Annotated in this window: 2 tRNA genes and 1 rRNA gene; all 3 read left to right on the forward strand. The window is 46.2% G+C overall.

The window, feature by feature from the left end:
- Positions 1-112, forward strand: a 16S ribosomal RNA gene (locus tag KQI49_RS18410); the annotation flags it as partial.
- A 251-nt stretch (positions 113-363) separates the two neighbouring features.
- Positions 364-440, forward strand: a tRNA-Ile gene (locus KQI49_RS18415).
- Positions 441-455: 15 nt separating this feature from the next.
- A tRNA-Ala gene (locus KQI49_RS18420) sits at positions 456-528 on the forward strand.
- Positions 529-848: the final 320 nt, after the last annotated feature.

Below are 848 nucleotides of genomic sequence, written 5' to 3' on the forward strand. Positions count from 1 at the left end.
GAAGTCGGTGAGGTAACCTTTTAGGAACCAGCCGCCGAAGGTGGGGCGAATGATTGGGGTGAAGTCGTAACAAGGTAGCCGTATCGGAAGGTGCGGCTGGATCACCTCCTTTCTAAGGATAAATGAAAGGCGGAAGCACCCGTTCAGCGACGTATAGACTGGACTGAACCGTAGGAGACAAAGGAAACACGATGAACGTAAGTGAATCGATGTTGACTTGTCGTACGAAGGTGAAGGAAGTCTACTAGTCGCTGGGTGCTGGAGCTAGACATTATAACGGAATGCCGATTTAAATATCGGTAACATACTTGGTTGTTCGGTTCAGTTTTGAGAGATTAATTTCTCTTTAATATACTTTTAGATGGGCCTGTAGCTCAGCTGGTTAGAGCGCACGCCTGATAAGCGTGAGGTCGGTAGTTCGAGTCTACTCAGGCCCACCATCTAAAAAATAATATGGGGCCTTAGCTCAGCTGGGAGAGCGCCTGCCTTGCACGCAGGAGGTCAGCGGTTCGATCCCGCTAGGCTCCACTTTTGTACCTTGAAAACTAAATAAGAGTAATGTCAACGACATCAAACCTAAAAAGTGATGGTGACTGTTCATCAACGTAAAAACTGGATGGGTCCTAACGAGGTAAAGGAAACTCAATGAGCGTAAGCGCATTGAAGTTGACTTATCGGAGGAAGGAGCCGGAAGTTTGCTAGTTGATAGGAGCCAGAACTAGATTAAATAGATAATATGCTTATTCATTGAAATGACTTTTTAAAGATAGTTAAGTGAAGAAGAGCGCACGGTGGATGCCTTGGCACTAGGAGCTGATGAAGGACGGGACTAACACCGATATGCTTCG

The organism is Virgibacillus sp. MSJ-26 (genome assembly GCF_018918075.1).
Lineage (GTDB): Bacteria > Bacillota > Bacilli > Bacillales > Amphibacillaceae > MSJ-26.